This window comes from Psychrobacter sp. PSi21, assembly GCF_054960615.1.
The window spans coordinates 162393-186742 of sequence record NZ_JBHNYR010000005.1 but is presented as its reverse complement, the minus strand read 5'-3'; the positions used below and the strand labels follow the sequence as shown (position 1 = coordinate 186742).

19 protein-coding genes and 1 pseudogene are annotated in these 24350 nt (G+C 45.1%); 13 read left to right on the top strand and 7 right to left on the bottom strand.

Features of this window, described 5'->3' with window-relative positions; genetic code table 11:
- Nucleotides 1–932: 932 nt before the first annotated feature.
- Both ACFI32_RS05445 and ACFI32_RS05440 read left to right on the top strand, forming a co-directional pair.
- Nucleotides 933–1529, top strand: coding sequence for a hypothetical protein (locus tag ACFI32_RS05445; RefSeq protein ID WP_462625492.1), 597 nt, complete (start codon nt 933–935; stop codon nt 1527–1529).
- 301 nt (nt 1530–1830) lie between these two features.
- Complete coding sequence (locus ACFI32_RS05440) at nt 1831–2070, top strand: hypothetical protein (RefSeq protein WP_462625490.1); 240 nt, start codon at nt 1831–1833, stop codon at nt 2068–2070.
- A 286-nt stretch (nt 2071–2356) separates the two neighbouring features.
- Here ACFI32_RS05440 and ACFI32_RS05435 read toward each other — a convergent pair whose 3' ends face one another.
- Complete coding sequence (locus ACFI32_RS05435) at nt 2357–2974, bottom strand: DJ-1/PfpI family protein (protein ID WP_462625489.1); 618 nt, start codon at nt 2972–2974, stop codon at nt 2357–2359.
- 118 nt (nt 2975–3092) lie between these two features.
- Entirely contained in the window at nt 3093–4481 is a 1389-nt protein-coding gene (locus tag ACFI32_RS05430) for a GntP family permease (RefSeq protein WP_462625488.1), read from the bottom strand.
- Nucleotides 4482–4911: 430 nt separating this feature from the next.
- Here ACFI32_RS05430 and ppc point away from each other — a divergent pair, with 430 nt between their 5' ends.
- From ppc to ACFI32_RS05415, 3 genes are all read left to right on the top strand, one after another.
- Complete coding sequence (ppc, locus tag ACFI32_RS05425) at nt 4912–7692, top strand: phosphoenolpyruvate carboxylase (protein ID WP_462625487.1); 2781 nt, start codon at nt 4912–4914, stop codon at nt 7690–7692.
- A gap of 138 nt (nt 7693–7830) precedes the next feature.
- Complete coding sequence (locus ACFI32_RS05420; RefSeq protein WP_462625486.1) at nt 7831–9144, top strand: serpin family protein; 1314 nt, start codon at nt 7831–7833, stop codon at nt 9142–9144.
- Between the two features lie 123 nt (nt 9145–9267).
- Entirely contained in the window at nt 9268–9867 is a 600-nt protein-coding gene (locus ACFI32_RS05415; RefSeq protein ID WP_462625484.1) for a DUF6714 family protein, read from the top strand.
- An 895-nt stretch (nt 9868–10762) separates the two neighbouring features.
- On the opposite strand, the gene ACFI32_RS05410 is transcribed toward ACFI32_RS05415, so the two are convergent.
- Complete coding sequence (locus ACFI32_RS05410) at nt 10763–11269, bottom strand: hypothetical protein (RefSeq protein WP_462625483.1); 507 nt, start codon at nt 11267–11269, stop codon at nt 10763–10765.
- A 113-nt stretch (nt 11270–11382) separates the two neighbouring features.
- On the opposite strand from ACFI32_RS05410, the gene ACFI32_RS05405 reads away from it, so the two are divergent.
- Nucleotides 11383–11973, top strand: a complete 591-nt coding sequence (locus ACFI32_RS05405) for an HAD family hydrolase (protein ID WP_462625482.1) — start codon at nt 11383–11385, stop codon at nt 11971–11973.
- Nucleotides 11974–12173: 200 nt separating this feature from the next.
- Here the strand turns inward: ACFI32_RS05405 and ACFI32_RS05400 are convergent.
- Together ACFI32_RS05400 and ACFI32_RS05395 are read right to left on the bottom strand one after the other, a co-directional pair.
- Nucleotides 12174–12922: pseudogene (locus tag ACFI32_RS05400) on the bottom strand (IS5 family transposase).
- Between the two features lie 229 nt (nt 12923–13151).
- Nucleotides 13152–14303, bottom strand: coding sequence for an iron-containing alcohol dehydrogenase (locus ACFI32_RS05395; protein ID WP_462625481.1), 1152 nt, complete (start codon nt 14301–14303; stop codon nt 13152–13154).
- 208 nt (nt 14304–14511) lie between these two features.
- On the opposite strand from ACFI32_RS05395, the gene ACFI32_RS05390 reads away from it, so the two are divergent.
- Complete coding sequence (locus ACFI32_RS05390; protein ID WP_462625480.1) at nt 14512–14883, top strand: hypothetical protein; 372 nt, start codon at nt 14512–14514, stop codon at nt 14881–14883.
- A 241-nt stretch (nt 14884–15124) separates the two neighbouring features.
- Here ACFI32_RS05390 and ACFI32_RS05385 read toward each other — a convergent pair whose 3' ends face one another.
- Nucleotides 15125–15505, bottom strand: a complete 381-nt coding sequence (locus ACFI32_RS05385; RefSeq protein WP_462625479.1) for a carboxymuconolactone decarboxylase family protein — start codon at nt 15503–15505, stop codon at nt 15125–15127.
- A gap of 37 nt (nt 15506–15542) precedes the next feature.
- Nucleotides 15543–16196 (bottom strand): GntR family transcriptional regulator, encoded by a 654-nt coding sequence (locus ACFI32_RS05380; RefSeq protein ID WP_462625478.1) that lies wholly within the window; start codon nt 16194–16196, stop codon nt 15543–15545.
- A 187-nt stretch (nt 16197–16383) separates the two neighbouring features.
- Here ACFI32_RS05380 and ACFI32_RS05375 point away from each other — a divergent pair, with 187 nt between their 5' ends.
- The 6 genes from ACFI32_RS05375 to ACFI32_RS05350 all read left to right on the top strand — a co-directional run bounded on the left by ACFI32_RS05375 (nt 16384) and on the right by ACFI32_RS05350 (nt 24260).
- Nucleotides 16384–16986, top strand: coding sequence for an amino acid synthesis family protein (locus tag ACFI32_RS05375; protein ID WP_462625477.1), 603 nt, complete (start codon nt 16384–16386; stop codon nt 16984–16986).
- Nucleotides 16987–17012: 26 nt separating this feature from the next.
- Complete coding sequence (locus ACFI32_RS05370) at nt 17013–18779, top strand: alpha/beta fold hydrolase (RefSeq protein WP_462625475.1); 1767 nt, start codon at nt 17013–17015, stop codon at nt 18777–18779.
- Between the two features lie 116 nt (nt 18780–18895).
- Nucleotides 18896–19933: an LLM class flavin-dependent oxidoreductase gene (locus tag ACFI32_RS05365; RefSeq protein ID WP_462625474.1), complete on the top strand. Its 1038-nt coding sequence runs from the start codon at nt 18896–18898 to the stop codon at nt 19931–19933.
- 68 nt (nt 19934–20001) lie between these two features.
- Nucleotides 20002–21489 carry an aldehyde dehydrogenase gene (locus tag ACFI32_RS05360; protein WP_462625473.1) on the top strand — a complete coding sequence of 496 codons (1488 nt, stop codon included), beginning with the start codon at nt 20002–20004 and terminating at the stop codon, nt 21487–21489.
- Nucleotides 21490–21537: 48 nt separating this feature from the next.
- Nucleotides 21538–23271: a BCCT family transporter gene (locus ACFI32_RS05355; RefSeq protein ID WP_462625472.1), complete on the top strand. Its 1734-nt coding sequence runs from the start codon at nt 21538–21540 to the stop codon at nt 23269–23271.
- A gap of 227 nt (nt 23272–23498) precedes the next feature.
- Complete coding sequence (locus tag ACFI32_RS05350; protein ID WP_462625471.1) at nt 23499–24260, top strand: hypothetical protein; 762 nt, start codon at nt 23499–23501, stop codon at nt 24258–24260.
- Nucleotides 24261–24350 lie beyond the last annotated feature (90 nt).

Below are 24350 nucleotides of genomic sequence, written 5' to 3'. Positions count from 1 at the left end.
GTATTGCTATTCGTTATTTTCTCTTCTCTTGGCTGGTTGACTCGTGCTTTCCTACATTCTACTACATCAAAGTAAAATCCTTGACACAATACCTAAAGATTGATAATACCTCCAGTATAATTATGAGTCCCAAGTAAGCATAAGTAATAATCAGTGAAAATACATTATTCTATAATCACAAGCCTATAAAATCTGATTAAATAGGCTCTAATAAAAAAACTGATAGCATCCATTAAGCAAAAAATTGATATCTATCACTCAGTATACTCAAACCACCTTTACACTAGACCTCTTGCATAAGTCATCGCTAGCCCTTGTGACTTCGTTAGTTAAAGTCAATAAACTGGTACTTTTGCAAGAGGTCTACTAACTAAGAAAAATCATATGATGTTTTTATTTATTGACGAGAGTTATACTATATGACTTCTTATGATGAAAAAATAATACGTAAAGGTTTTTGGAAGGAATGCCTACTGTGGTTGATTACTTTTATATCTTTCTTATTACTAGGGATAAATAGCTTGGCTACTTATTTTCTGTTTGCGAATAGTGTACTATTTATGTTTTAAAGGCTTAAAGACAAAAAGGCAAGTAAAACTACCTTGTTTTGCATTCTACTTGCGATGGCAATGTGTTCTATAGAGTTTATATACAGATATCGATTTCTATAAACCACCTCATTATAATAAATACTACTAATGAATAGGTTGTCTTAATAAAATTATTAAAATATTTTGGTAAAACGTATAAATATACCAAGCCTGATTAAAAAAGGTACATTCAACCTAAACCGTAGTAATTGCAGCCTGTTTTTTCTAAACCAACCTCCCTCACTAGATAGGCATATTTCAATTTTAACGTTTACGCTTCAACATTCACACTACCCTTGATCCTGTTAACCTCAGCAAACTGTCTTAAAAAAGGACTATTAAATGACGGCTATAAATGGATGTGCTCAAGTCATAGACTCAATATATCATAGCTTTAGCAACTGTCGTCTAGATGAAGAATTTACCTTGTTAGAATGGAGTTTTTTTGATACTCATTATCGACATACCGTAGAAATCGATAACCAGTATCTAAGCAATTACGGTGCATCACCTGATCAGATTTTGATAGACTTAAAAAAAGATTATGTAGATTATTATTCAAAAATTTTAGTGAAAGCGGTTAATTGTAGAGAGAGAACAAAAGAATACAGAGACAGCTGGGATAAAATTAGTTTTAATTATTTCTATTTTTTTAGTTCAGATACCTCCTATTTATCCTCTAAAGCATTCAAGTTTTATTTACCTGCAGCTATGGCTATATACATTGATTGTTTGAAAGCAAATGAAGATAGCCACTACTTTTATTACTTCCTCTCTAGATTAGAGCATTTTTATAACGAAGACTTAGCTATTTTTAATAAAAGACAGTTACGTGCTATTACTGATTTTCTGATATTCTATCAAAAAAACCAGATGAGTTTACAGGAATTTAACGATATCGAATATCTGATTAAAAACTATCATCGACTTGCTAACTGATGTCTATCACCACGCAAAGAAATATATTGTGAGTTATTTTAAACATGACAAACGAGTATAATAATGAAAGAATATAAGTTATATTGTGTTGAAATAGGTAGATTAGAGATGATATGTGATGGTGAGTTATGCTTCAAAATAACAATTGATTTATTTTTCAGAAATTTTAGTATTAAAAATCGTCTAGATAAAGATATCTGTCAGGGAACTTGATAATCTTAACTATTGACCATAGATGTATATGAATATAATTTCGCTGAATTTATAGCAATAGCAAAAAATAGATGATAGGATTATTCGTATGATGGATAATAAAGAGAAAAGAAGAAAACTTGTATTGGAACAAAAGAGAAAAAGAGAGCGGCGAAAAGAAAAGAAAGAGCGAGGCGATATATGGAAGCTATTCTTTAGGTCAGAGCCTGACCCTGATATACAGAGATTTTTCTTTGAACTGCTTCCATGGCTTATAGGCGCAATTATATTTTTTGGTATAATACTAGGGCGTGTCTTCATTTTAAAAATGGTAATAAAAATAAGATAAATTGCCGTCAAACAAAAAAAATAGTGTCGGTAATATCGAAATATTAACAAGCTATTTGACGCAGTTTGGCAAAATTTAGCCATTTTTAGCCCATTTAGATGACCATCGATTGAATTGAAGACATGCCCTAGTAGTATTAGAACTATATGAATTCTTAACTTCATAAATAAAGAAAATATACTGCCATCAGCGCGTCTTTAAGTGGAATACAAGTGGCTTAGTATCTATGTCATGTCAGCCGCTTTGGTGTATCAAGTCAGTGATGGTACATAAGACAGAGTAATCCTCACTTGGGCGAATGTGTTTTATCAATATCAAACGCCATGCGCCGCGCCGTCTCTTGCATTGTTTGGGTGTCGATCAGTTTTTTCACACAATACAAACTGGCATGAATACCCGCACTGATGCCTGCGGAGGTGACCAGCTGAATATCATCGTCACTAGCATCGACAAAGCGCGTTTTGTCAATGACCGTCACATTAGGATATGTGGCCAAGCGCGCCAATGACCGCCAATGTGTGGTTGCTGACTTGCCTGCCAGTACACCTATCTCTGCCAGCAGTAGCGCCCCCGTGCAAACCGATAAGGTCAGCTTGGCAAGCTTGATTTGCTGAGCAATCCAAGCCATCACCACTGGATTATTTATCTCCACCTCTCGCGCACCGTAACCACCAGGGATGACCAAAATATCAATGTGAGGATGGTCAGCAAAATGGTAATCAGGAATGAATTGTAGGCCATTGCGAGCCGCTATCGGTGCCGATGTCTCAGCGATGGTTATGACATCAAAATATTGATCACCTTTCCGATTTTCGGCTAAAGAAAAAACCTCAAAAGGGCCCGCAAAGTCTAATACCTCGACGTCGTTAAACAGCAAGATGCCAACGGTTTGTATTGCGCTCATAGTCAGTCCTTCGTTGATAAGCGGGCATTAATCATCAATGTGTACTGTATATCATGCCCATTTGATTATCAGCGATTTTTTGGCTGCTGATAATACTTTTTGTTGTGAAGAGCGCTGGTTAAAAAGAGCCAAACATCGTTCCCAGTATGATCACCACAATCAGCGCGGCGAGCGGTATCATCACCGCAGTAGCAAAAATGTCTTTATAAGACTCTCGGTGCGTCAAACCGCAAATCGTCAGCATGGTGATGATCGCGCCGTTGTGCGGCAGCGAATCCAGTCCCCCTGAAGCTAGAGAAGCGATACGGTGCATCAGTTCAGGATCGATATGGTATTGCTGAGCGAGCAGCATATAATTCTCACCCATAATCTCAAGGGCAATACCCAAGCCGCCAGAGGCAGAGCCCGTAATGCCTGCCAGCACATTAACCATGATCGCTTCTGATATTAACGGATTATCTGGAGAGATACCCATTAGGTATTGTTTGACGATGGTGAAGCCTGCTAAGGTCGCAATCACCGAGCCGTAACCCACTTCTGAGGCAGTATTAAAAATAGGCAGCAGCGACCCCATCGCGCCTTTGTTCAAACTCTCTTTAATATCACCAATGCTTTTGATATTAAAAACAATGACCACTAGGCAGGCCAAAGCAAGTGAAACAATAATCGCCCAAATACCAATCACCGAGCTCAGCTCCGTGCCACCAAACTGCTCACCAGCCAAATAGCTATTGTCCCACAAAGGAATAATCAGCTTTGAAAACGCATAATTACCACCGATCACAATGACAATCGGTAAGAGTGCCAACCAAAAATTGGGGATATCGATGTCTGAGGGCGGCGCTTTTTCATTCAGCGTGTGGTTGCCATACCCCTCCCCGCGACTGCTAGCCAGCCGCCATTGACGATTCATCCATAGCATACCGCCGCCAAGCATGATGACTGAGGCGATCATACCAAGGCCAGGCGCAGCAAAGGCATCCGTCTGAAAATACGGCATAGGAATGACATTATGAATAGAAGGCGTACCCGGCAACGCCGTCATGGTCAAGGTGAGCGCACCGATACAGATAGCGCCGGGTATCAGCCTTTTGGGGATATCCGCCTGCTTAAACAAAGCGGCCGCAATAGGGTATATAGCAAAGGTCACCACAAAGGCGGACACCCCGCCATAAGTCAAAATCGCGCAGGCCAGCACCACTGCCAGCAAAGCATGCTGGTTGCCCAGCTTATCAACGATGTGACGGGCAATGCTATAGGCGTAGCCTGAGTCTTCCATCAGCTTGCCGAATATGGCGCCCAGTATGAACAATGGAAAATATTTGACCGTAAAGCTGCCTAACCCTGTCATAAAGACTTCGGTATACATCCCCAAAGATTGGGTACCTTCACCGCTCAGCACCACTGCTAACATAGCCAGCACAGGCGCCAACACCAGTACGCTGACGCCTCGATAGGCAAAATACATCAATAAGGACAAAGATAGAAAAATAGCAAGAATACTCACAGGTTCGACTCCTTTCGACGATGAATATCTTTTGAGGGTATAATGTATGGGATGTATTCTATTCATTAGAAGCAATCATGTCGCCATCCATAGCTTATGATAAAATTGATACAAAATGTATCGATTTAAAAAGTAACATGTGGCTAGATCAAGGGCAACTCAGCAATTGGCTACTCACCAGTCATCTGTCTATACACCAGCCCGCTCACGTCGCGGGGGTGCATAGCCAGTGCGGTATCAAAAACACCTAACTACCCGCACTGATTTCATATGATGACTTGTATCCTAAGTCAGTTATGCTATAAAAGACACAGCAGATATCGATTATTACTGCCAAAGTGCGATAGCACCACCAGTTAGACATATGGCGTGTCATTTAGGTGATCGGTCATATGTCTGTTTTACCAACTGATTTTAGGGACCGTTAAGGATGACTTTAGATAACGACGTAGCACGTAAACGCACCAGTTTGTTCGGCTCATTGCTTGGCGATGCGATTTCTCGCCAATCTGGCAGTGAGACACTGGAGATTATTGAGACGCTTCGCAAGGGCTTCGTACAACAGCGCCGCGAGCCAGATGACGCACATAAGCAGTCGCTGATTGATTTCATCACCTCACTGGATAACAAAACCCTAAAAAATGTCATCCGCGGTTTTTCGATTTATTTTTTCTTGGCCAATTTGAGTGAAGAGAACTATTTGCGTGAACAGCGTCGTACCCTGCGTGCGCAATCGGAACAAAGTTGGGAGGGGTCATTTCGGCGCACGTTGCTTGAATGTCGTGAACGCAACATTGAGCCTGCGCAAATGCAAGAGCTGCTCGAGCATCTCAAATATATGCCCGTATTCACCGCACATCCTACTGAAGCGCGCCGCCGTACAACCATGAATGTGCTGCAAGGTTTGTTTGCTCATAGCGATGCGCTGAACAACTTTAGTGAAGGCAGCCTTGCCTATGAAGAGGCCAAGGCAGAAACCGCGCAGGCTATTGACTTGCTGTGGTCATCCGATGAAGTGCGCACGCGCAAGCCTTTGGTCTATGATGAGATCAATAACGGGCTACATTATTTTAATGCCAGTTTGTTTAATGCCATTCCCAAAGTCTATCGCAACCTAAAAAAAGCCATTATCGACATTTATCCTGAGCTGACCGATCAGCCGTTACCCGCATTTTTGAGCTTTGGCTCATGGATTGGCGGCGATCGAGACGGCAACCCTTTTGTGACCTTTGAGACCACAGAGCTTGCGGTGTTAAAGCACGCCGATACGGTGCTGCGCCATTATCAAGTGCTGATACGCCAGCTGCGTCGTCAGCTGATTCATAGTGATACCATTGTCACTGTGTCACCAGCGGTATATGACCGAATCGATCATTATGATGATCTGGCCCAGCGGGTCTTTGAATATAATCTTGATGATTATAGCAACGAGCCTTATCGCCGCTTATTGTCATTGATCTTAACCAAAGTAAACGCCACCAATCGCTTGATTCAGAGCAAGGGGGCGGATACAGCTGCTAAGCAAGATGCCTACCATGACCCCGAAGCGCTGCTCAACGATTTGCGCTTGATTCGCCAAAGCGTCAATACACATGACAAAGCACACGGTGATGGCTTGCTGCTTGATATCATTCGTTTGATCAAAACCTGCGGCTTTCATTTGGCGGCGCTCGATATTCGCCAAGAGTCCTCATATCACGGTGAGGTCATTGCAGATATTTTTGCCAGTGCCTCAAACCTCCCTGACTATAACAGCTTAGATGAAACAGAGCGCCAAAAATGGCTGACACGCTTGCTTCAGCATTCGGGTACGCCGCTGGTTTATACCGATAATTTGAGCGATAAGACGCGTGAACAGCTCTCCCTGATGCACTCCATTGCTAAGCTGCGCAAACTGGTTGGTAAAGATACCTTTGGCAGTTATGTGATTTCTATGACCAACAACGCCAGTCAGCTGCTTGAAGTCTTGCTACTGATGCGCTTTGCGGGTCTATGTACGATCAATGATGATGGCGTACTATCGGCTGATCTGCCTGTCGCGCCCCTGTTCGAGACTATCGAAGATCTAAAAAATATCGATGCCATATTACCTGCGGTACTTGATAACCCACTGTATCGCGGACTGCTCCAGCACGCTGACAACACGCAAGAGATCATGCTGGGCTATTCTGACTCTTCCAAAGACGGCGGTATCATCACCTCAGCATGGCAGCTGTACAGCGCACAGCAGACGATCAATGAGATTGCACAAAAATATGGCATCAAAACCCGCCTATTTCATGGTCGCGGCGGTTCGGTCAGTCGTGGTGGCGGCTCAACCCACAAAGCCATTGCCGCGCAGCCTGCTGGCACATTGCATGGGCAGATCAAAATCACCGAACAAGGCGAAGTCCTCTACGCCAAGTACGCCAATACCGATACCGCGGTGTTTGAGCTCACCATGGGTATCACCGGCGCGCTCAAAGCCTGCTCTAGCCGTTTTGTGGTGCAACCAGAAGCGCTGCCGAGCTATGAAGCGCTATTTGCGCGCTTGGCAGAAGCAGGTGAGCAGCGTTATCGTCAGCTGACTGACCATACCGACGGTTTTTATCAGTTTTATTCCCAAGTCACCCCTGTGCAAGAGATCTCCCTGCTCAATATCGGCTCACGCCCTGCACACCGCAAAAAAGGATTGCCCAGCAAAACCACCTTGCGTGCGATTCCATGGGTCTTTGGTTGGTCACTCGCACGCTTTACCTTGCCTGCGTGGTACGGTGTCGGCAGTGCGCTGCATAGTGTGACCGAAGACAGCGCGCTGATGAAAGAAATGAACGAAAACTGGCCGTTTTTTAGCGTCTTTATCAGCAACATTGAGATGGCCTTTACCAAGTCTGAGATGCACATTGCGCAAGCCTACAGTCAGCTTTGTGACGATGATACCTTGCGTGAGCGGATCATGGGTGAGGTATTACAAGAGCATGAGCTGACCGAATCAGGACTGAATGCACTGCTTGAGCAAGAGGCGCTGTTATCGAGTCAACAAGGCCTTGCCGCATCGCTACAGTGGCGCGATGCCCATCTTGATCCCATCAATTATATTCAGATTGAGCTGCTCAAACGTGCGCGCACACCAGCGGGTACAGAGACAACTGATCACGATGAATTAAACGTTGAAGATCCGTTAATTCGCAGTATCAATGCCCTAGCCGCAGGTCTGCGCAATACAGGCTAAGCGCATACGTAACGCCAAACAAACGGTATTTATCAGGTAACATATTGCGTGATAGATACCGTTTTTAGCATATGGTTACGCTATAAAAATAAACCTTTGTGTATGCTTATAAACATATTTTTATGATTCGGTGTATACATGACTATGAAAAATTTATATCAAAACGCGCAAAAACAAACCAAATTTACGCCGACCAAACTTGGCCTTGCCGTATTGGCAATCAGCGGTATTATTGGCCTCAGCGCTTGTACGACCACGCCAACGAATGGTCAGCCCACTACCCCAGTAGGTGATCGCGATGATGCCGAAGAACGCATTGCCACCCCTGAAGGCATCGCGCAAGTGGTCAAGGCCAATAACCAATTTACCATAGATATGTATCAGCAGGTCAGCAGCAATAATAGCAGTAACGACAACGTCTTTTTTTCCCCTTATAGCTTATCGACTGCCGTTGCCATGCTCTATGCAGGCGCGCAAGGGGACACGCAGCAACAAATCCAAAATACCTTTCATTACCCTGCCCCCTTGATATTAAACGCCAACAGCGCCGCGCTGTACAACCGCTTTAATCAGTCAAATGCAGACTACGACATCACCACCGCCAATGACTTATGGCTGAAAAATGGTCTAAAACCGAAACAGCGCTATACCGATACCGTCACTCGTTATTACGGTGGTGAGGTGACCAATCTGGACTTTTCAGCCCATCCTGAAGCCGCGCGCCAGAGTATCAACCAAACCATCGCCCAGCATACCCAGCAGATGATTCCCGAACTGCTTCCGCAAGGCAGTATCAAGCGCGACACCGCCTCAGTACTGACCAATGCCATTTATTTTAAAGGTGAGTGGCAAGAGCCGTTTCGTTTAAACACCCAGTCGCAGCCTTTTTATAATCGTGATGGCTCAACCACCCAAACCAAAATGATGGTGAAAGACAAAAAGTTTGACTATATGGAAAATGCGCAAGTACAAATGGTATCACTGCCTTATAAAGGCGACGATTTGTCCATGCTCATCGTTTTACCAAAATCAAAAGATGCCAGCGCATTGCAGCAGCTCAGTGCAAGCCTAAGCCCTGACAAAATTAATAACTGGACGTCAAAGCTACAACCCAAAAAAACTGCGGTAACCATGCCAAAATTTAAGCTCAGTGAAAACTACCAAATGAAACCGCTACTCAGTAAAATGGGCATGCCAACCGCATTTAGTAGCAATGCTGACTTTAGCGGCTTTAGTGATACCACGCCACTGATGGTCGACTCTATCGTGCATAAAGCCGTGGTTGAAGTCGATGAAAAAGGCACAAAAGCTGCCGCAGCGACAGGCGTAGTGTTGATGCCGACATCTATTGCTTATGGTGAAGCACTGACAGCCGATCATCCGTTTATGTTTATGATTAAAGACAACAAGACCGATGCGATATTGTTCTTAGGACAGGTGAATCAGTTATAAGATTTGGGCTAAAAACATGGTCATAGTCAGCTGTCAAACCGCGCCTATGACCTCTTAATCTAAACAGTAAAAGGCCTGAAAATCACCAAAAAAGGTAGGGTCGCGTCTATAGAGAAAAACAATATGCATAAAGAAGCACTAAAGGTTTTAATTTATGACAACTTTATAGACGCCATAAACCCCAAATCAAAAAGCTTAATAGAGGTTTATTATTTTGAAAGCTGCAACTATCATGATAAAGACTATAAAATAATACCATTATCTATGCACTCTATAGAAAGCGTCAAAAGTAACCATTATTTATCCAAACACAAAGATTTTATTATTTCAAATACAAAAGGCAGTTATTTTCAAGAGCCTTTTATCCATTGGTGGGACATACCAGATTGGTATATAGAAGATTTTAGCTTCGGTTGTCTAGGGCTTATTAGTAGTGAAAAATTCAATTTTTACTTACCCACATTCATGATGACGTCTCTAAACAAAGAAGGCAAGGAAGATGATTACTGCCTTTTAGAGGCGTGGTATGACTATTTGTTGCCTTTTGATGGTACTATCATCAGCATGAAAGACAGGCATTTCGATATATTATCAGAAAAGCAAAAAACGGTTGTCGCTCACTTTCTGGCATATGATGAAGACTCAGGCTCAAACGCTATCGGTAACCTATTAGAAATAGAGGATAAATTATGTCGAGACTACTGGATTCAGTATTTTAGATAACAGCATGGCTCTGGACTATAAGAATGGATTATTACGATATAGCCGTATTAGTACTACCTATAATGTTGGTACGTTCTGAAGAAAAGAAGAAGCTGAACTTAAAAAAACTCATTATTGTGGATGTATTATTTTTAAGTCTACTTGTTATTCACAACAATTTTCAGACCCCAACGTTACTGATTGGTTTATTTCTTTTCATAGTTGTCAACTTAAGATTTTTGATAATGTATGAAAAATAGAAGCATCAACACTATTGATATATAACAAGCTATAATCACAGATAGACAATACCACAAAGCATCATTAAAGATAAGATTAAATCTATTTAATTTGCTGCTGCCAAATTATAAATCATAACAATTAGACATATCAAAATATTATATAACTTTTTATTTTTATCTATGAAATTGGGTGCTTTTATAAATGCTAGTAAATTTATTATTATTAATATTTATTTATACGTCGTTAACTGGTTTTTTTAGAAAAACCAGTTTCAAGGATAAAATAAGCATACTTATAAATACAATACTTATGTTTATTATGTATAAATATGTACTAAATATAGAAGTTAATATCTATACGCTAATATCGATACTTATTGGAACTGTAATGGCAATTCTTCATAAGGTCTTAAACTGGGATAAATATATATTCAGAAATCGCCAAAAATGATATTTTGTATTTCTAGTAATAGTCTTGACTAAGGTCAAGCAGGCGGTGCTGTGTATTGCCATTTAACCTATAGTACGGTCTCCATTATCCCAAACCACAGCAATGTGGTAATGACGGATATCCGCAATGAGGTGAATGCCGGTCAAACGGTGACAGTATATGATACTCAAATTACGCTTAATGGCGGGTCAGGTGCAGGTTGATTGAGATAATTGCGGAACAGTCAATCCAGTAGCGGTTCAATACTATTCATCAGCCATACCCTATGAGCTTGACAAGTCGGCTTTGGCGGGTATGTCCACGATATCTTGGCCGCCATCATACTCTGATACACCATGGACGATCCACCCACCAGAACACGGTCACCCAGCACCAACCGCTCTGCACGACCATTTTCGATAACAAATGGCTGCTGCTCCCAATGGACAAGAGGGCTGGTGATGATTAATAGCATGTCATCAATATACAAACAACCATTTTGAACATTCAAGACACCATGAGCCACTGCGGCATCGCCGGTATTTGAAGCGGCTTGTAATGCCATGACATAAACTGGGGTTTGATCATCTACCTCAGTATTGGTAAATGCCAGTTTGCTGCTGGTGACAACTGACGGCAGCGCTTCAGTTACGATCTGCTTTTGCTCCGTATGCCTGCCATTATTGGCACTACAGGCTGACATCAAGAGCACAAAAAGCAGTAAGATATGGTTTTTTATATTAAATGGCATTATGATTTGTCTCATTTATCTATCAGTATCAAGATTTGGTATTTTTCCGTTTTGATATGTGGTTGATAACCCATCATATTATTTTTATCTGTGCTACCTACCTCAGGACCGCTATGAATATCGCTTTATTTGATTTCGATGGTACGATTACCCACTGCGATACCTTTACCCCCTTTATCAAAACGGCTACCAGCTCTCGCCGATTGGGCTTAGGCAGCTTGCTATTGTTGCCTTCTATTGTCGGCTATCGGCTTGGTATTGTTTCAGGTGCAGCGGTACGAAAACAGGTGGTTTATGTCGGTCTCAGGGGCGCGCCCAAAGATCACTTGCAAGCACTGGGCGCCAAGCATGCTGAGGGCTTTTTGCCCAGTGTGGTGCGAGATCATGCGCTTGAGAGAATCCAGTGGCACAAGGCATCGGGCGATAGAGTGATTGTGGTGTCCGCGTCCCTTGATCTGTACCTAAAGCCATGGTGTGAGGCAATGGGTGTTGAGCTGATCTGTAGTGAGCTTGAGGCCACGGCTGATGTATTCACGGGGCGATATGCCACGCCTGATTGTAGCGGCGCTGAAAAAGTCCGACGGGTTAAGTCACTCATCGAGTTGGCAGACTACAAGACAATATATGCTTACGGCGATACCAAAGAAGACAGCGCGCTGTTAGCAATGGCAAATGAGCGCTATTTTCAGTGGGAAAAATTATAACTTGCCATCGATCTCACTGCTACCCCTAACATCTCCAGCGCATCACCATGATAGGAATTTATGTTTTATTTTGGTCGGTCTAACCAAGCCTTATGTTGACAGCCGCATTTGTAGACTGCTATACCTATGAGCTGACTATACATAGGTAAGTAAGGAATACGTTTTGAGTGACCATAAAAAGCTGGATCTTGGGCGTGTCATCAATTAAGCCAAATGACACAAGAAACCAGATGAATAGCACTGAGAAAATGAGAGGCTAACTTATCATAGCGAGTAGCAATCGCACGGTACTGCTTAATCTTAGCGGAGACGTTCTCAATCAGGTGCCTTGCTTTATAGAGTTCTTTATCGAAGTCTCTTGGCTGCAGTCGATGACACTTAGGCGGTATGACGGCATTGCCTTGTATTGCTTTAATCGGTTCGATAACGCGAGCATCAGCATCGTAAGCTTTATCGGCAAGTCAAGTTTGACTGATATTGACATCAAGCAGTCCATCTGAGCCACATAGGTCATGAGCTGCGCCCCCCGTCAGATAAAAGCCGGTGGGATTCCCTAGCGCATCTGTACGGGTATGTATTTTAGTGGTCAGTCCACCTTTGCTACGTGCTATGGCTTGATCCCTTTTTTTCCAGCACTATGCTGGTGGGCTTTGACAATAGTAGCATCTAGCATGGCATACTCATCATCTGATTGTTCAGATAACTGTTTGAAAACTTGTTCCCAGATACCTTTTTTTGACCAGCGACTAAAACGAGTATGAACGACTCTGAAGTCGCTAAAGCATTTTGGTAGGTCACGCCAAGGTATACCTGTCTTGTAGCGGTAGAGCACGGCTTCTACAAATAAGCGGTTATCCTTTGCAGTAACACCAACGTCATTTGGTTGACCTGGCAGAATGTCTTTAATTCTCTCCCATTGGTCATCTCTTAGCGCATGTCGTCTTGTCATAATAGTTGAGCTCAAATTTCTAAATATAGCGTTACTATAGCTTATTCTCAAACAACTATGCTAATTGATGACACGCCCTAGCTAAGGGTTCACATTGTCGTCGCTTTGCGCCTTGTCTGGAACCATTTTAACAATTAGAAGTGTCTACTTGCTGATGTTCAACACGTTCTAAATATGTAAAAGACATAAGCCGATAAGCTTATGTCTTTTTATAGGTTAATGAGAAAAATTAGGAGCGAACTTCAAACGCATCCTCAAAGATGCCAACGATTTGTTCATGATTTGCTTGCACAGGATTAGACAAACCACATACATCTTTTAATGCATTGGTTGCTAACTCGTCAAAATCCTCGCGTTTAACACCAAGCTCTTTTAACGATTTCGGAATGTTAACGATATCTGCTAATTTTTTAATCGCGTCAATCGTATCTAAACCTGCTAAGTCGTTATTGTTGTCACTTAAAATTTTACCGACGGTATTTAATCTTTCTTTAGCAGCTGATTCGTTAAATGCTTCGACATGTGGTAATAGCAATGCATTACATACACCATGCGGTAGATCATACATGCCCCCTAGTTGATGAGCCATTGCATGAACATAACCAAGTGATGCATTGTTGAATGCCATTCCTGCCAAGAATTGAGCGTAGGCCATATTTTCTCGAGCAACCATATTTTTCGGTTCTTCGACTGCTGTCGGTAAAGAAGTCGCTATAAGCTCAATAGCTTTGACAGCACAAGCGTCGGTGATTGGACTGGCGCCTGTAGATACATAAGCTTCTACCGCATGGGTCAATGCATCCATACCCGTTGCTGCCGTCAGGCCAGCAGGCATGTTGGACATGATGCCAGAATCATTGATCGACAAAATAGGCGTGACATTAATGTCAACTATCGCCATCTTAACATGAGTATTTTCATCTGTAATAATACAAAAGCGGGTCATTTCAGAGGCGGTACCTGCAGTAGTATTGATAGACACTAACGGAAGTTGCGGTTTTTTAGATTTATCAAGACCCTCATAGTCTTCGATCTTACCACCGTTAGTTGCAACCAACGCGATTGCCTTAGCACAGTCATGAACTGAACCGCCACCAAGCGATATCATTAAGTCAGCATCAAATGATTTCAGGTCTTTAAGTCCTGCATTGACATTGGCAACTGTCGGATTAGGTTGAACTTCGGTAAAAATTTTAACTTCTATACCTTTTGATTCAAGGGGCTTTGTGACTTGATTTACAACACCAATCTTTTCAAGAATACTGTCAGTAACGATGAATATCTTTTTACAGTTGAACTTTTCTAGCTGTTCAATACCTTTTTCCAAAGCACCTTCGCCGACTAAATTGTTAGAAGGTATAAAAAACTGTGATAAAGCCATAATAATATCCTTATTAAGTTAATCTAATCAAAAACTCAGTGTCTAATTAAATAGAATAGTGACGATCCACTCCTTTAGATCACCCAATTCACTGTACCATAGTTCTAAAAAAGAGCAAACATTTTTTGCTATATAATAAATCCTAAATAAAAGTATTACAGCATTATAATGTGCTACTGGCATAAACTTTACTCGCTTGTTGGAGGCCATGGGCCAGATACTCATACAGCACAATAATAGTGCGGCTAGTGCCGAGATGCGCGCTGAATTTGGTGACAAAATTACGGCAATCGGTCTGACTACTGAACCAGAATACGGCATGGTCGTGACGCTAAAGGATGTAGAGACTGCATCACCGCTGCGCAAAATGTATTGTGAGGCTAAGCCATTGGCAGAACGCGAAACCGTTTTTTCTAGATTTGCAACACCTAATGATCGGGGTGTCACGCTGACGCAAGCAGAAGTAGACACCGCAACGGCATTGATAACGTCGTCAACGGCGTTTATTGTCAGATTCGAGCTAGAAAAAGACGTGCCATTCTTTCTTGAGTCAGAATATAGATTGTGTACCAATCCATGATCAAGCCAGCTACCACACACGATCCGATACCATTTTGTCTATTTGGCGACAAGCTTCCAAGCAGGCGTCGGTTTTTATAAGGCGTAAGGGTTTGTGGTCACGCATGAGCAAGTGGACACACATACAAGCCAGCGTGAATGCGTGATGGTCTTTACTACATAAAAAATAAGGCAGTGCACAACGGTATGCCCTGCCTCACTATCGTTTGATTATGGCGTTCGATTGTCGCTTTTGATTGCCGTTACAGCATGCCGCGCTTGGTCAACACAGGGCGCGCGACTCGGAAGCATTCCACGCCTTGCGGGACGCCGCAGTAAATCGAGATGGCATGAATGGCAGCGCGAATCTCTTCGAGCGTGCAGCCATTAGTAATCGCACCATTTAAATGCAGCTCCCATTCGTGCATTTTGCCCAGTGCCGCAATCATGGTTAGGTTCATCAGCGAGCGCGTTTTGGCATCAATGGCCTCATCGCCCCAGCCAAAGCCCCAGCACCATTCGGTCATCGCTTCTTGAAACGGCTGATTAAACGCATCAGCGGCTTCTAGGTTTTTTTCGACATATTCTGCGCCCAAGGTGGCTTTGCGCTTACTCAGTCCCAGTTCAAATCGTTGCTGATCCATGGCATTATCCTCATTGTGATTGGTATGGTGATCCATCCTATTGTTTATCCAAACGCAGGCCAGTACGGCACGCTTCTTGAATATGTGTTTGGCAGGCTTTCACTGCCGCCGCGCTATCACCTTTGGCGATATTGCTGACGATCTCTTGTAAATTATCAGGGCCTTTAATAGCGCGCTCTTTGGTCGATAAAGTCAAAAAGCGCAGGCGACCAATGCGGCCATTGAGCCTGTCTGTCAGCTCCCACGCCACGCTCATACCAGCGGTCAAAAACAGGCACTCATAAAACAGGTAACTGTTGCCCAACGCCTTGACCACTTCCCCTGCCAGCAACTCGGCGCGAATCTGAGTCACGGATTCTTGTAGTGTCGCGACGATTTCGGGACTGGCTTGCTCGGCGCAGTGGCGAACGGCCTCGCTTTCAAACATCGCGCGCAGCTCATATATCTGACGAATCTCATCACGCTCTAGTATCGCCACCGACGGGCCACCTGAGGACAGCGTGACCAAATGCTCACTTTCTAAATGGCGGATACATTCGCGTACCACCGTACGGCTGACACCCAGCTGCTCGCACAAGGTACGTTCCACCAGACGCTCGCCTGGCGCCAACTCTCCGATCATGATCGCCAATCGCAACTGCTCCAACGCCGTTTCTTTTAAGGTTTTTGGCTTCTCAACTCTTTCTAACATCAGCGCTTTATCTCTTTAGTACAAAAGCCAATTATAGACCCTATTTGATAAAAATAAAGTACTCGTAAATATTGTATTATGGTATACCATATCACGGTATTAAAAAAATGCTGGTAATTTACCGAATATAGTATTATGGTATACCAAGAAGATATGGAATTACCCTACACCTAAAGGAAGCGCTTTTATGTCACAGCTAGAAATCAGAAAAATCGTCACTTTTGAGGAAGAAACGCTCATCGAGGGTTACAAATCTGCCGACACGCCATTACGCATGTTTGCGGTAGCAGCGATAGTCACCAACCCATGGGCAGGACGCTATGTCGAAGACTTACAGCCTGAAATCAAAGCCTTTGCGCCCGTACTTGGTAAATTGTTGACCGATAAAATCATCGAGGTTGCAGGCGGCGCGGACAAAATCCAAGCTTATGGTAAAGCCGCTGTTGTGGGTCTAAACGGCGAAATCGAACATGCCTCAGGTCTGATTCATACCCTACATTTTGGTAACTTTTACCGCGAAGCGCTATCTGCCAGCAGCTATCTGTCCTTTACCAATACCCGTGGTACGGCCAACACGCCCATCATGGTGCCGCTCATGGACAAAGATGACGCAGGCCGCCGCTCACATTATCTCACCATTCAATTTGCCATTCCTGACGCGCCGCGTGATGACGAAGTGGTCATCGTTTTAGGCGGGGCGACAGGGGGTCGTCCGCACCACCGCATTGGTGACCGTTATCAAGATCTCAAAAATCTGGGTCATGATTTGAACAATCCAGCCGCCGTTTAAGTATCACGTATAAGGAGCAGTTCACCATGGAATGGTCTCGCAACATCGCAAACGGCATTGCCTATTATGACAATGACAACACTCATGACGACGCGGTGCCTGTTGTGTTTATCCACGGTGTCGGCCTACGCACCGAGAGCTGGCTTGCGCAGTTGCCTGCGTTTGCTGCTGGCTATCACTGCTATGCGCTCGATATGCCAGGCCATGGCGACAGCGCCCTTTTGCAGGCCAATACCGTGACGCTCACGGATTTTGCCACGGCGATACATGGCTTTATTCAGACCGTGATTGGCAAGCCTGTCATCCTCGTTGGTCATTCGCTTGGCGCAATGACTGCGCTCCAATTGGCGATCAGCTATCCAAGCGCGGTACGCGGTGTGGCAGCGCTCAATGCCATTTACGACCGTCCTGATGCGGCAGCAAAAGAGGTGCAAAGACGCGCGCAGTCGCTCCTTGATGACCTTGATCAAGACGTCAGCGAGCGCCCTATTGCGCGCTGGTTTGCGGGCAATCCGCAGTATCAGACCGAGGCGGATCTGTGCCGTTTGTGGCTGGAGAAAGGCAATCGCCTTGGTTATGCCCGCGCCTATCAGATGTTTGCCAAGCTGCGCGGCATCAGCGCAACCGATTTGCAGACCATCGCCGTCCCTGCCCTGCTGCTTACAGGTGAGCTGGACGCCAACTCCAGCCCTGAGATGTCACGGCGCATGGCTGAACTGCTGCCCAACGCCAACGCCGTCATCGTGCCTGACGCACGGCACATGACTCAGATGACTCATGCCAGTGCTGTCAATGCAGCTTTGGCGACATTTTTTACGCAGTGTGACTCACCAGCGAACCGCACGCTTGATGATGCACGCCCAATCAAACACGAGGTTCCCATGACACCAATTGACCCAAAAATGCTCCGCAAAGCCTTTGGCAGCTTTATGACTGGGGTGACAGTGATTACCGCCATGACCGACGATGGTCAGCCTGTTGGCTTTACCGCCAACTCGTTTACCTCTGTGTCGCTTGAGCCGCCCTTACTGCTGGTTTGTCCGTCTAAGTTTTTATCCAGCTTTGATGTGTTTGCCACCTGTAGTCACTTTGCGGTCAACATCTTAAGCGAAGATCAGCAGCACATCTCCAATATCTTTGCAGGCTCAAAAGACGACCGCTTTGGACAGATTGACTGGCATACCGACACGCATGGCAATCCCATTATTGCAGGTGCCCTGACGCATTTTTCTTGTAAAACCGATCGCAATATCGAAGCAGGCGACCATCATTTATTGGTTGGCGAAGTGCTGGATTTTGCCTCTCGTGAAGGACATGGCTTAGGCTATTCTGCTGGGGGATATTTTAGTCTGGGCATGGAACGCGAAGCGGCAGAAATCAGCGTCCAGCAACCACACGTCAATGTCGGGGTGATTATCGAGCATGAAGGCAAAGTACTGCTGAGCGAACATGACGGCAAAGCGGCCTTGCCAAGCCTAATGACCGACGACAATACCAACGCGGTCAGCACCATTGAGCAATTCCTGAATGAGCACGGCATTGATGCGCAGCTGGGAGCGGTATTCTCCATTTATGAAAACAGCAAAACCCATAACAACTATATCGTCTACCGCGCCACCGCGACCAATGATGACACCAAAGGGCTGGGCAACTACGTGCCCATTGAAGCGCTCACCGAGCACACCTTTGCCACCTCAGCGATACAGTCGATGATGACGCGCTATATGACCGAGAGCAAAAACGGTTTGTATGGCGTCTATGTCGGTAAAGAGGATACGGGCAAAGTGCATTAACCACACCTGCATTTAGCGACCATACTTGTCATAACCGTAAGCAAAACAGTAAACACAACAACCCGTAAGATGGCAATACCAAACACCGTACTACCCTATAGCAAAGGACTGACACTATGAAATTTTCATTATTTCTACACATGGAACGTACAGACGAGTCGCAAACCTACGAGCAGCTGTATAAAGATTTTATTGAGCTGGCACAGATCGCTGACCAAGGCGGCATGCACGCTGTCTGGACAGGTGAGCATCATGGGATGAACTTCACCATCGCGCCCAATCCTTTTTTAAACCTTATTGACTTGGCCAACCACACGCAAAATGTGCGCTTGGGCACAGGTACAGTTATCGCGCCGTTTTGGCATCCGATTCGCTTAGCGGGCGAAGCCGCGATGACTGACATCATCACCAAAGGTCGCCTTGAGCTGGGCATTGCGCGCGGCGCATATAACTTTGAATACGAGCGTATGATGCCTGGTATGGACGCGATGGAAGCAGGCGGCCGTATGCGCGAGCTGGTGCCTGCGGTCAAAGAGCTGTGGCAAGGCGACTACGTCCATAATGGCAAGTTCTTTCAGTTTCCAAAGACCACCTCTGCACCCAAACCCTTGCAGCAAGGTGGCGTGCCGATGTGGATTGCCGCCCGTGATCCCAACAGCCACAACTTCGCCATCGAAAACGGCTGTAATGTCCAAGTCACCCCGCTATGGCAAGGTGTTGAAGAGATTGAGACCTTAATGCAGCGCTTTAATGACGCCAAAGCCGCGCATGGTGAGGGCAAAACCCCAAAAATCATGCTGTTACAACATGGCTATGTCGGCAGTAATGCAGACGATGTTGCAGAAGCAGCACAATCTATCAGTCGCTTTTATTGTCATTTTGGCGCATGGTTTAAAAACGAGCGCCCCATTCATCAAGGCATCATCGAGCCGCTCAGCGAAGCAGAAATGGCTGCCATCGACATGTACGCGCCTGAAAAAATGCTAGCGAATATGCCCATCGGTACGGCTGATACCGTCATTGAAAAGCTCAAATATTATGAAGCACTAGGCTATGATGAGTTCTCATTTTGGATTGATACCAGCATGAGTCATGAGCAAAAGCGCGCCTCACTACAGCGTTTTATTAACGATGTGATGCCTGCCTTTGCCTAATCGTATACATCTCAGTTCTTGCGCGAGTAAGGACTGAGTAGCTTACCCCTATTATCAGGAGAATCCCCATGACGAAGCCTCATTATCAACTCTACATCAACGGAGAATGGTGCGAAGGCAGCAGCAACCAGCGTCTAGATACCATCAATCCTGCGACAGGTGACGCATGGGCGACGTTTGCGTGCGCCGATGCCGACGATGTCGAACGCGCGGTACAAGGCGCACGCGCCGCACTAAACAACCCAGAATGGGCAAAGATGAGCCCCACCAATCGCGGCAAACTGCTGTACCGCTTGGCGGAGCTGGTCGAGCAAAACGCCGAGCGACTCGGACAGATCGAAACCACCGACAGCGGTAAGCTGGCGCATGAGACCATCTCGCAGACCCGCTATGTGGGCGATTATTATCGCTACTATGCAGGGCTTGCCGACAAAATCGAAGGCGCAACCCTACCGATTGACAAGCCTGACATGCACGTCTTTACCCGCCGCGAGCCGATTGGCGTGGTGGCAGCGGTCGTCCCTTGGAACGCGCAGATGTTTTTGACCGCGACCAAGCTCGGCCCTGCGCTGGCAGCTGGCTGTACCATTATTTTGAAAGCTTCAGAGATGGCACCATGTCCGATGTTTGTCTTTGCCGAACTGATTGAGCAAGCAGGCTTTCCAAAAGGCGTGGTCTCGGTCATCACAGGGGACGCACAAAACTGCGCCATTCCGCTGACCAGTCACCCTGATATTGACAAAATCGCCTTTACGGGTGGGCCAGAAGCAGCGCGTCACGTGGTCAGAAACTCCGCCAACAGCTTTGCGGTCACCAGCCTTGAGCTTGGCGGAAAATCGCCCATTATTGTCTTTGAAGATACCGATTTGGAAAGTGCAGCCAATGGCTTAATCGCGGGTAACTTTGGTGCGTCTGGACAGTCATGCGTCGCAGGCTCTCGCGGTTTTATACAACGCAGCATTTTGCCTGAGATCATCAAACGTATCGAAGAAAAAGCCAAAGACATCGTCATTGGCAATCCGCTTGATGCCAGTACCCACGTCGGCCCTTTGTGTACCAAGGCGCAAGTCAATCGCATCAAAGACACGTTGGCTAAGGCCACTGAACAAGGTGCGACCATTCGTTTTGGTGGTCAGGCACCGACCGACCCTGAGCTGGCCAACGGCAATTACTTTTGTCCGACCCTAGTCGAGTGCCCAAACACCGACATCGAGACCCAAACCGTCGAGATGTTTGGCCCTGTGATGTCATTGGTCGCTTTTGATACCGAAGAAGAAGCCATCGCCATGGCGAACGATAGCGTATACGGCCTCGGCTCAGGGGTGTTTACCCAAAACCTTGCCCGCGCCCACCGCGTGTCGCAGCAAATCAAGGCAGGTATCTGCTGGATCAACACGTACCGCGCTGTCTCTCCCATCTCACCATTTGGGGGCTACAATCAATCGGGTTATGGTCGCGAAGCAGGCAGTGACTCAGTACTGGAATACACACGTACCAAAACGACATGGATTAACATTTCGGCAGAGCCAATGGCCAATCCATTCGTCATGCGGTAGTCAATCAAGCAAATGCAATAAGGAACGTTGCATTTTGAGGAAAACACTATGCCTATTCGTCCCCCGATCAAAGAGCTGAACATCAAAACCCATGACAAGGGATTTTATAAGGGTTTTAATCGTTCAGTCACAGTAACATCCAAAATCTTGGTAACGCTGGTCGTCATCTGGATTTTAAGCGATATTGAAAACTCTGGTGCCATTTTAGAAGCCATGAAGAACTGGTCATTTACCAACTTGAACAGTTACTACACCTACTCGATGGCCTTCTATGTGGTGGTGTGTTTGGTGGTGATCTGCTGGCCATCATTCGGCAAAACCAAGCTCGGCTCAGACCCCAATGGCAAGCCTGAATTTTCCAACTTTTCTTGGTTTTCGATGATTTTTGGGGCAGGTATTGGTATTGGCGTGTTGACCTACAGCGCGGCCGAACCGCTGTGGCATTTCGCTAACAACCCCGACACCATCATGGCCAAAGATATGATTGTTGCCTCATTGAGTAGCAATAATATTGCGATTCCCCAAGATGCGGATGTTTTTGCCCTTTATCAGTCTCAAGTGGCAGCCAATACCATACCTGCGCTTGATGGTATTGTCGTCCCCAAGACCGAAGCCGCACTCGATGCCGCTTACCGTTATTCATTCTTTCACTGGGGCATTCACGCATGGGCGACCTACAGTCTGGTCGGGATTTGTTTGGCGTTCTTTTGTTACTCGCGCAATCTGCCCTTGACCATGCGCTCCGCCCTCACGCCATTATTTGGGCGTACGCTGGAAGGGCCGTTGGGCAACATTATTGATATTTCAGCAGTGATTGCTACCATCTTTGGTATTGCCCAAACCATTGGTATTGGTCTTAGCTCTTTTGCCTCAGGCTTATACAGCATCACGGGTATCACGTGGCTGGTAACCGACCCCGCCAGCCCTGAACCCACCACAGGCGCGCTACTGTTGTCTTTATTCGTGGTGATGTGCTTATCTATGGTATCAGCGCTGTCTGGTGTGGGACGCGGGGTAAAATGGCTCAGTAACATCAACATGGTGCTGTCGTTCTTGCTCTTGACCTTTTTCTTAGTGTTTGGCGCGTCAATGTTTGCGCTTGAGATGCTGGGCAAAGGTATCTTTTCTTACGTCATTCATTTGCCTGCGATGATGTTTACCGTGTGGGATCCCAATACCGAGCTTGGTACGTGGCAAACCAGCTGGTCCGTGTTTTACTGGGCATGGTGGATTGCGTTTGCGCCCTTTGTCGGCATGTTCTTAGCGCGTATTTCTAAAAACCGTACCATCCGCGAGTTTGGCTTGATTGGTATTGTTGCACCGAGCTTGACCTTATTTATTTGGTTCTCTTTTATCGGCGGTACGGGTATTGATTTAGAATTAAGCGGCGTCGCTGGTGGTCAGATTTATAATTCAGGCTTGACCGCGCAACTGTTTGACATCATTGGCTTTATGCTCGACCCTGCGATGGCGGGCGCGTTGTCTTGCATGGTGGTAGTGCTGCTCCTCACCTATCTGATTACGTCTGCGGACTCGGCGTTACTGGTCATCAATATGGTCAATGCCGCAGGTAAAGTACAGGTCGAAAACAGCCGTAAACACATCATCGTCTGGAGTGTGGCACTCACCGCCGTTATCGGAGCGCTGATCTTGGCAGGTGGTCTGGATGCGATTACCTCGGCAATGATGGTCGCGGCCATCCCCTTCTCCTTTATCATTATCCTCATGGCGATCAGCTTGTTAAAGGCTCTGATACTGGATAACAAGCGGGCAAAAGAGTAACGGATCAATACGTCATTCTGAATGTTCATCAGTACCCACTATGGTTGATCCGTAGTGGGTATTGTTATTGTTTTTCAGGCTGACTATCAATTTTTAAGATACTGAATAAGGCGTCAGTAGTATGCAACCAAGCTATCCCTCATCTAAAAAGCATTGGTGTGGTGTATTTTATAAATATGACTGTATAATCAGTTGCAAAAGTAGTCAAAAAACATGAGCAACATGATATGGAAAAAAATTGCATTTGGTTGAGTAATTCGTTTTTACACTGGTACGCTGAAATGCAATTTTCTAGTTATACCAGCGTAGAAGATCGCCTCAAAGCCTACAAACTGTGGCAACATGCTGAACTAATTGCAGCAGGCGATGCAAACGAGTTTAATCGCGTAGACATCGTATCCAATTTAAAACGCTGTCTAAACCAAAGGCTTAAATTTATAGAATACGTTTATTCCCTCAAGAAAATTGCTTCGTCTGATTCACCAAAGGGATATCTGGAATACTTAGAGTCTTTAGATTTGGTTCGACCTTATATGTTAAAGCAGCTAATGACTATTAGGAATGATATTGAGCATAATGATGCATCACCGCCCAATATTGAACGTTGTCGAGAGCTACTGGACTTAACTTGGTATTTTTTAAAATCCACAGATGGATTCGTTTCTCGTTGTAAGAATAATTGTGTATTGAGATATTTATCGGATAAAGGCGATGAAACTCAGTATTGGTTGAATTTTGATATTGATTTTAATTCAAACCATACAATAACTATAAACGGCTGGGTTCCTGAGGCGATGCTTAGCAAGGATGAGAAAAAGAACCATACCTTAATTAGGTTAAAAGATTTTGGTTCTAAAAAAGAGCGCTGGAGAGAAACTGAAAGCCATACAGATAAATTAGATAACGATTTTTGGCTAAATGGAATACTTGAGCCATCAGAAAAGATTAGGCTTGAAGTTGTAAAATCTTGCTTACACGCAAGTATGTGACACGCCTGTTCTTTCTATATGTCTCAAGTCACTTCTAAAAGCTATCAAATTAAGGCGGCATAACAGTTTCTCTCCACTGTTATGCCGCCC

What these genes read in the sequence shown, in the direction of transcription:
- ACFI32_RS05420 (WP_462625486.1), top strand. Translation starts at nt 7,831, where the DNA reads ATGACTATGAAAAATTTATATCAAAACGCGCAAAAACAAACCAAATTT.
- ACFI32_RS05415 (WP_462625484.1), top strand. Translation starts at nt 9,268, where the DNA reads ATGCATAAAGAAGCACTAAAGGTTTTAATTTATGACAACTTTATAGAC.
- ACFI32_RS05355 (WP_462625472.1), top strand. Translation starts at nt 21,538, where the DNA reads ATGCCTATTCGTCCCCCGATCAAAGAGCTGAACATCAAAACCCATGAC.
- ppc (WP_462625487.1), top strand. Translation starts at nt 4,912, where the DNA reads ATGACTTTAGATAACGACGTAGCACGTAAACGCACCAGTTTGTTCGGC.
- ACFI32_RS05370 (WP_462625475.1), top strand. Translation starts at nt 17,013, where the DNA reads ATGGAATGGTCTCGCAACATCGCAAACGGCATTGCCTATTATGACAAT.
- ACFI32_RS05395 (WP_462625481.1), bottom strand. Translation starts at nt 14,303, where the DNA reads ATGGCTTTATCACAGTTTTTTATACCTTCTAACAATTTAGTCGGCGAA.
- ACFI32_RS05360 (WP_462625473.1), top strand. Translation starts at nt 20,002, where the DNA reads ATGACGAAGCCTCATTATCAACTCTACATCAACGGAGAATGGTGCGAA.
- ACFI32_RS05350 (WP_462625471.1), top strand. Translation starts at nt 23,499, where the DNA reads ATGGAAAAAAATTGCATTTGGTTGAGTAATTCGTTTTTACACTGGTAC.
- ACFI32_RS05385 (WP_462625479.1), bottom strand. Translation starts at nt 15,505, where the DNA reads ATGGATCAGCAACGATTTGAACTGGGACTGAGTAAGCGCAAAGCCACC.
- ACFI32_RS05390 (WP_462625480.1), top strand. Translation starts at nt 14,512, where the DNA reads ATGGGCCAGATACTCATACAGCACAATAATAGTGCGGCTAGTGCCGAG.
- ACFI32_RS05365 (WP_462625474.1), top strand. Translation starts at nt 18,896, where the DNA reads ATGAAATTTTCATTATTTCTACACATGGAACGTACAGACGAGTCGCAA.
- ACFI32_RS05375 (WP_462625477.1), top strand. Translation starts at nt 16,384, where the DNA reads ATGTCACAGCTAGAAATCAGAAAAATCGTCACTTTTGAGGAAGAAACG.
- ACFI32_RS05410 (WP_462625483.1), bottom strand. Translation starts at nt 11,269, where the DNA reads ATGCCATTTAATATAAAAAACCATATCTTACTGCTTTTTGTGCTCTTG.
- ACFI32_RS05440 (WP_462625490.1), top strand. Translation starts at nt 1,831, where the DNA reads ATGATGGATAATAAAGAGAAAAGAAGAAAACTTGTATTGGAACAAAAG.
- ACFI32_RS05445 (WP_462625492.1), top strand. Translation starts at nt 933, where the DNA reads ATGACGGCTATAAATGGATGTGCTCAAGTCATAGACTCAATATATCAT.
- ACFI32_RS05380 (WP_462625478.1), bottom strand. Translation starts at nt 16,196, where the DNA reads ATGTTAGAAAGAGTTGAGAAGCCAAAAACCTTAAAAGAAACGGCGTTG.
- ACFI32_RS05435 (WP_462625489.1), bottom strand. Translation starts at nt 2,974, where the DNA reads ATGAGCGCAATACAAACCGTTGGCATCTTGCTGTTTAACGACGTCGAG.
- ACFI32_RS05405 (WP_462625482.1), top strand. Translation starts at nt 11,383, where the DNA reads ATGAATATCGCTTTATTTGATTTCGATGGTACGATTACCCACTGCGAT.